5 protein-coding genes are annotated in these 6,032 nt (G+C 61.3%); 2 read left to right on the forward strand and 3 right to left on the reverse strand.

The genetic code is table 11. From position 1 onward, the window contains the following. Window positions 1-795, forward strand: a 795-nt coding sequence (locus NW857_RS11245; RefSeq protein ID WP_414368974.1) for an SGNH/GDSL hydrolase family protein, incomplete at its 5' end; no start/stop codon positions are given. 91 nt (window positions 796-886) lie between these two features. Here NW857_RS11245 and NW857_RS11250 read toward each other — a convergent pair. Both NW857_RS11250 and dapA read right to left on the reverse strand, forming a co-directional pair. Beyond that, the gene (locus tag NW857_RS11250; protein WP_414368976.1) at window positions 887-2,731 is read right to left on the reverse strand and encodes a ribonuclease J; all 1,845 of its coding nucleotides are present in this window, start codon (window positions 2,729-2,731) and stop codon (window positions 887-889) included. A 221-nt stretch (window positions 2,732-2,952) separates the two neighbouring features. Beyond that, window positions 2,953-3,873, reverse strand: a complete 921-nt coding sequence (gene dapA, locus NW857_RS11255; protein WP_414368978.1) for a 4-hydroxy-tetrahydrodipicolinate synthase — start codon at window positions 3,871-3,873, stop codon at window positions 2,953-2,955. A 274-nt stretch (window positions 3,874-4,147) separates the two neighbouring features. Between dapA and NW857_RS11260 the strand changes: the two genes are divergently transcribed. Next, a complete protein-coding gene (locus NW857_RS11260; RefSeq protein ID WP_414335478.1) occupies window positions 4,148-4,774 on the forward strand; it encodes a nitroreductase family protein in 627 nt (208 codons plus the stop codon). Here the strand turns inward: NW857_RS11260 and trpD are convergent. Further along, the gene (trpD, locus tag NW857_RS11265; RefSeq protein WP_414335480.1) at window positions 4,771-5,802 is read right to left on the reverse strand and encodes an anthranilate phosphoribosyltransferase; all 1,032 of its coding nucleotides are present in this window, start codon (window positions 5,800-5,802) and stop codon (window positions 4,771-4,773) included. The genes NW857_RS11260 and trpD overlap by 4 nt on opposite strands. Window positions 5,803-6,032: the final 230 nt, after the last annotated feature.

Raw genomic sequence — 6,032 nt, forward strand, 5'->3', positions numbered from 1 at the left:
GCCTCCATCTCCTGCGATGGTCCAGCCAACGCTGCCGGCACCCGCCCGCAGCGCTCAGAGCCGCTGGACTGCCCCAACGGGACGGGGTATGTCCCCCGCCTGGCCCGCCTGCTGCCCGGCCCGGTGGAGCTGATTAACTTGGGCCGCTCAGGAGCGGTACTCAGCCCAGCCATGCAAGCCCTGCGGGAAGGGATCCCGGCCAACCTGCTCCAGGATCAAGTGCCGCGCATCCCTCCCGACGCCACCCTGATCACCCTCTGGGTGGGCGGCAACGACACCAACGCTATTGTCTTCGCGGCAGCCCAACGGACTCTGCGCGGCGAGGATCCCTTGCCCTTTGTTGAGCGCCAGATCCAACAATTTGCCGCCGACTACCAAACCCTGCTGCAGGCGGTGCGGGCCCGTGCTCCCCAAGCTCGCCTGGCGGTGGCCAACCTGCCCAACTTTGCCCTGATCCCCCTGGGGCAGCAGCAGCCCAGGGGCCTGCGGCAACTGCTGGCTTGGGTCTCCGTCGGCCTCAGCCAACGGGCCATCAACCCCTTGAGCCAAGAAGGGATCCCCGTGGTGGATCTCCTCTGCGATCCCCGCTCCTACCGCCGCGAGTCTTTCTTCCCCGGCCCGCTGGCCGATGGCTTTCACCCCAACGACCGGGGATATGCCGACCTGGCCGAGGCCTTCTTGAGGATCCTGCAGCAGCCCGTCCCGCCCCAGCGCCGCTGCCCGCCCTTTAGCGAGGTGGGATCCCTCCCCTCAACAGCAGAAATCTCCTGGCCACTAGATCCGCACTCCCTCTAGGGTGCCGCGCCGATGATGCCTCTACATCCCCGCTCCTCTCCCGTAGCAGGAAAGAGGCGCTGGAGTCTTGGGAAACCCCAGCAAGCCGGTCTTAAGAAGCCGCCACCGCCGCCGAGGAGCGCCGCCGTCGTCCCAGGGCCAGCCGTTCCTGTTCCGGCTGGGCTTCCCCAACTGGCAGAGAGGTGACCGGCACAGACTCCTCTTCAGGCGACTGGACAAAAACCAGTACCGTCGGCTTGCCGGGCAGTTGTTCGCGGACAAAGCGGCGCACCACCCGCTCCACCTCTGCCTTGAGGCCGGCCCAGTCGATCTCCAGCCTGCCCCGCTCCAGCGAGCAGGCAAAGCGCGGCCAAGCTTGCTTGAGGGTGTCCTCCAGCAGGGGTTTTAGGTCGGATCCTTTAAAAGAATTGCCCTCACCCGCCAGGCCCAAACTTTGCACCTGCGGCGTGCAGAGCAACTGGCCGCTGCCATCCAAGCTGATCACTACCGTCACCATGCCATCTTTGGCCATCTGCTGGCGCTCCTGCAGCATCTCGTCCATGACCACCCCATCGTGGGAAGCGGCGATCATCTGCAGGCCAGAGGGGACGCGGCCCGTGACAGCAATGCGTTCACGGTTGACCTCCACCACATCGCCGTTGCCGATAATCACGATGTTTTCCCGCGGGATCCCCATGCTCATCGCCGTTTCGGCATGTTTGACCAGCATGCGGTACTCCCCGTGGGTGGGGACAAAGAACTTGGGACGGGTGAGGGCGATCATCAGCTTTTGATCTTCCTGGCAGCCGTGGCCAGAAACGTGCAGCCCCTTGTCCTTGCCGTAGATGACATTGGCCCCCAGCTCCATCAGCTTGTCGATCACCCGCGTTACTGCCAGCGTGTTGCCCGGGATCGGGTTGGCCGACCACACCACCGTGTCTCCCGGCTTGATCTGCAACTGCGGGTGCTCGCCATTGGCAATGCGGGTCAGAGCAGCCAGCGGTTCGCCCTGGGATCCGGTGGTAAGGATGATCACTTTGTCGTCCGGCAGGCTGTTGATCACGTGCATCGGCTGCAGCGTTTCGTCCTTGCAGCGGATGTAGCCCAGGCGCCGCGCGTGAGCCACCACGTTCAACATGGAGCGGCCCAGCAAAGACACCACCCGGCCCTGCTGCTCGGCAATCTGCAACACCAAATTGAGGCGATGTACCGAAGAAGCAAAGGTGGTGATGATCACCCGCCCCTTGGCTCCCGCAATCGCCTTGGTGAGACCGGGCAGTACAGAAGCCTCGGAAGGGGTAAACCCCGGCACTTCGGCGTTGGTGGAGTCGCTAATCAGACACAGCACCCCCTTTTCCCCATGCTCGGCCAGCCGCTGCAGGTCGAAGCGCTCCCCATCCACCGGGGTATGGTCGATCTTGAAGTCACCGGTCTGGATAATGACACCCACCGGCGTGTGCAGAGCCACCGTAAAGCTATCGGCAAAAGAGTGGGTGTTGCGGATGAATTCGGCAAAAAAGTGCTTGCTCAAAGGAACGATTTCGCGGGGGGCGACGGGGCGCAATTCTGTGCGGTTCAATAGCCCCACATCGCGCAGTTTCTCCTCCAGCAAGGCCAGCGCCAATCGGGGGCCGTAGATGACCGGAATATCAAATTCTCGTAGGTGATACGGGATCCCGCCGATGTGATCTTCGTGGCCGTGGGTAACCACCATCCCCCGCACTTTGTCACGGTTTTGCTTGATGTAGGTCATGTCCGGCAGCACGATATTCACGCCGTGCATACCCTCCTCTGGAAAAGCCAAACCGGCATCCAAGAGGATAATGTCATCCTCGTAGCGGAAGGCCCAGGTGTTTTTGCCGATCTCCCGTTCGCCACCCAGTGGAATCATCTGCACGGAAGAGGTGGTTTGTGGAGTCACAGAACGAGAAGCAACCGAAGAACGTGATGTTGGCATATGAGCTTAGATCCTCAACAGTAAAAAGCAAAAACAGAAATTGGCGCAAGCCATTCCCGACCCAGCTGTGGGTGAAAGCTGAACTCAGCCGCCACAACTCATCCATTTCCCAAAGGGGGAAAGAGCTTTTCAGGGAAAAAGCTACTTACCCACAGGTCAAACACCACAAAAGAACTCCCTGCAAACCCCGGTCATAGCGGAAGCAAAACCTCAAGGTGCCATCATGAAACTTTCGTCGCCATTTGCTCAGATCCCTTCGCTTCAGCCAGTAGGCCCATCTCTTCAAGCACCTGTCGCAAAACTTGCCGAGAACTGGGCTGCAGCGGCGCTAGGGGAAGACGCGCCCGACCCACTCGCCAACCTTGCATCTCCAGCGCTGCCTTGACCGGAACGGGGTTGGTCTCGACAAATAAAACCTTGAACAACGGAAACAGACGCAGGTGGTGGGCCAAAGCTTGGTCGTGCTGGCCTTTGGCGTAGCTCTGAATCAACTCCTGCAGTTGTGGCCCAACCAGGTGACTGGCTACACTGACCACGCCACTGCCTCCCAAAGACAAAATCGGCAGGGTCAGGGAGTCGTCTCCCGAATAAATAGCGAAACGGGAGGGAGTAAGCCGCCGAATTTCTGAAGCCACTTCCATTGTACCACTGGCTTCCTTGATGGCGACAATCGTTGTCAATTCTGCCAATTTTGCCACTGTTTCCGGCTGCAGGCTCACCCCCGTCCGTCCGGGAATGTTGTAGAGCATGATGGGCAGGTCACTGGCCTGGGCAACGGCCTTGAAGTGCTCGTAAAGGCCGAGCTGGGTAGGCTTGTTGTAGTAGGGCACCACCTGCAGAGAGCCGTCCAAGCCCAATTGGGCAGCCTTGCGGGTGGCTTCGATGGCCTCGCGGGTGGAGTTGGAGCCAGTCCCGGCGATCACCTTGGCCCGACCGGCCACAGCATCTCGCACCACGCGGAACAGTTCGTACTCTTCTTGCCAAGTCAGGGTGGGAGACTCGCCCGTAGTGCCACAGACCACCAAGCCGTCGCTGCCGTGGGTTACTAAGTAATCGGCCAAACGAGCGGCCTCATCGTAGTTGAGCTCCCCCTCATCGGTGAAGGGGGTAACCATGGCCGTCAGCACTCGACCGAAGTTCACCGATTGCTTCTCCTCATCAACCTCACCAATCCAACATTTAACCCCAGGATCCAGACCAGACCGGGTTACTTCTCCATCATACCTGCCTTTGCGTCAGGGATCCCGCTCGCCTGCTCTGCCAAAGCCCAACTCATGCCTCACCCGGTTGCCACAGGCCCAAAAAAAGGAGATAACAAAGAAGGCAGACCGTTTGAGCACGGAATGTATAGCATTTGCCAATCTTGCCTCCGCCTTTGGGGGCAGCAGCCTTTGACCGACACCTCAGAGGATCCCTATGGACGCCCTAGCCGCCCTGAAAGAGCGGATTTCCGCCGACAGGTTTGATCCCAGCCGTCGTCTATCGGAAGCGGAGATCCGAGAGCTGGTTGCCTATGCTACGGAAGCCCCCTCTTCCTTCAACATCCAGCACTGGCGGTTCGTTGCCGTTGCCGATCCCGAGGACAAAGAACGCCTCAAGTCCCTGGCCTACAACCAGCAGAAAGTGGCGGATGCGGCGGTGGTGTTTATCATCTTGGGGGATCTGCGGGGGCATGAGAAGCTGCCTGAACTTGTCCAGAGAGCCGTTGCTGCCGGGATCCTCTCTCCTGATCGGGCGGAAGGCTGGGTGAATATGGCCCAAGCCACCTACGCCAACAATCCCGCTTTGGCGCGAGATGAGGCGATTCGCTCCGGGGCGCTGGCGGCCATGGCCTTGATGATCGCGGCGCAGGCGAAGGGGTTAGTGAGCGGGCCGATGATCGGCTTTGACCCGGAAGGGGTGAAGCGGGAGTTCGGCATTGCCGACCGCTACGTGCCGGTGATGCTCCTGGCGGTGGGCTACCCAGCTCCGGGCAACTTGCCCCGCAAGCCTCGCCTGGGGGTGGAGGAGGTGTTGGCTTTTGGGCGAGGGCGGGAGTTTTAGGAAGCCAGAAAATCGACCAATTTTTGCAGGCGATCCCAGGCGGCGCCGCTGGCAAGGATCTCCCGCGCTCGGGCAATTCCGGATCCCCAATCGGGAACAGCTCCCGCCACCTGCAGAGCCAAAGCGGCATTGAGGGCCACCACATCCTGCTGGGCAGGTGCTCCGGATCCCTGGAGGACGCGGGTGAGGATGGCGGCATTTTCCGCCAAGTCTCCCCCCTGGAGAGCCGAGGTGGGCGCAGGTGTGAGATCGTAATCTCGTGGGTTCAAGACTTCTGTGCGCAGGGATCCCTGGGAGAGCAGGCCCAGATCCGTGGCCCGCTCCAGCCCAGCCTCGTCGAGACCTTCCCGGCTGTGCAACACCACGGCTCCTTCCCGTCCCAACAGGCACAGGGCCTCGGCCATCACCGGCACCAGCTCCGGCGCGTACACCCCGATCACCTGGCGGTTGGGGTAGAAAGGATTGACCAAGGGCCCCAACAGGTTGAAAATGGTGCGAACTTTGAGGGCCCGCCGGTAGGGGATCACCGCCCGCATGGCCGGGTGCCAGTGAGGCGCAAACAAAAAGGTGATGCCCACTTCCGCCACCGCCGCCCGCACCCGCTCTGGCTCGGCGTTGAGGTTCACCCCCAGGGCCTCCAGCACATCTGCCGAGCCGACTTTGCCAGAGGCCGAACGGTTGCCGTGCTTCACCACCGGGATCCCGGCTGCACTGACCACAAAGGCCACGGCTGTAGAAATGTTAAACGTGCCGGCTCCATCGCCGCCGGTGCCGCAGGTATCCACCAACAGGGGCAAGTCCAGCGGGGATCCCAGCGAAGCCCGCTGCAGCACCCGCGCCATTCCGGCCAGTTCACCGGCGCTGACCCCCTTGGCTTGCAGAGCCGCCAGGATCGCCCCCGACACCACATCCGGCACTTGGTTCTGCAGCCAGCCGTTCATCAACTGTTCGGCTTGGGCTTCGCTCAGAGATTGCCGATCCAGCAACTGTCCCAAAAGCTGTGGCCAAAGGTCAGCTGTTTCCGTCATGGGTGGGGATCCTGGATGTCAGTGGGCATGCAAACGTATCGGCCCTCTCCGTTACTTGCTTTACATGGGTCGGGCCAGGCCAATGGTTAGTTTAGTATAGTGGGCCTGACCTAGGCCGGCTACCGCTCCCAGCAGAATGGGGGGCTCTGCTTCGATGAACTACCCCACCGCGCAGGCGGGTGGGGTTTCCCCATCCGCTTTACGGCGAGATTTTTGTCTCTTCCTCTGCC

Source organism: Synechococcus sp. H55.9 (assembly GCF_047462355.1).
Lineage (GTDB): Bacteria > Cyanobacteriota > Cyanobacteriia > Thermostichales > Thermostichaceae > Thermostichus.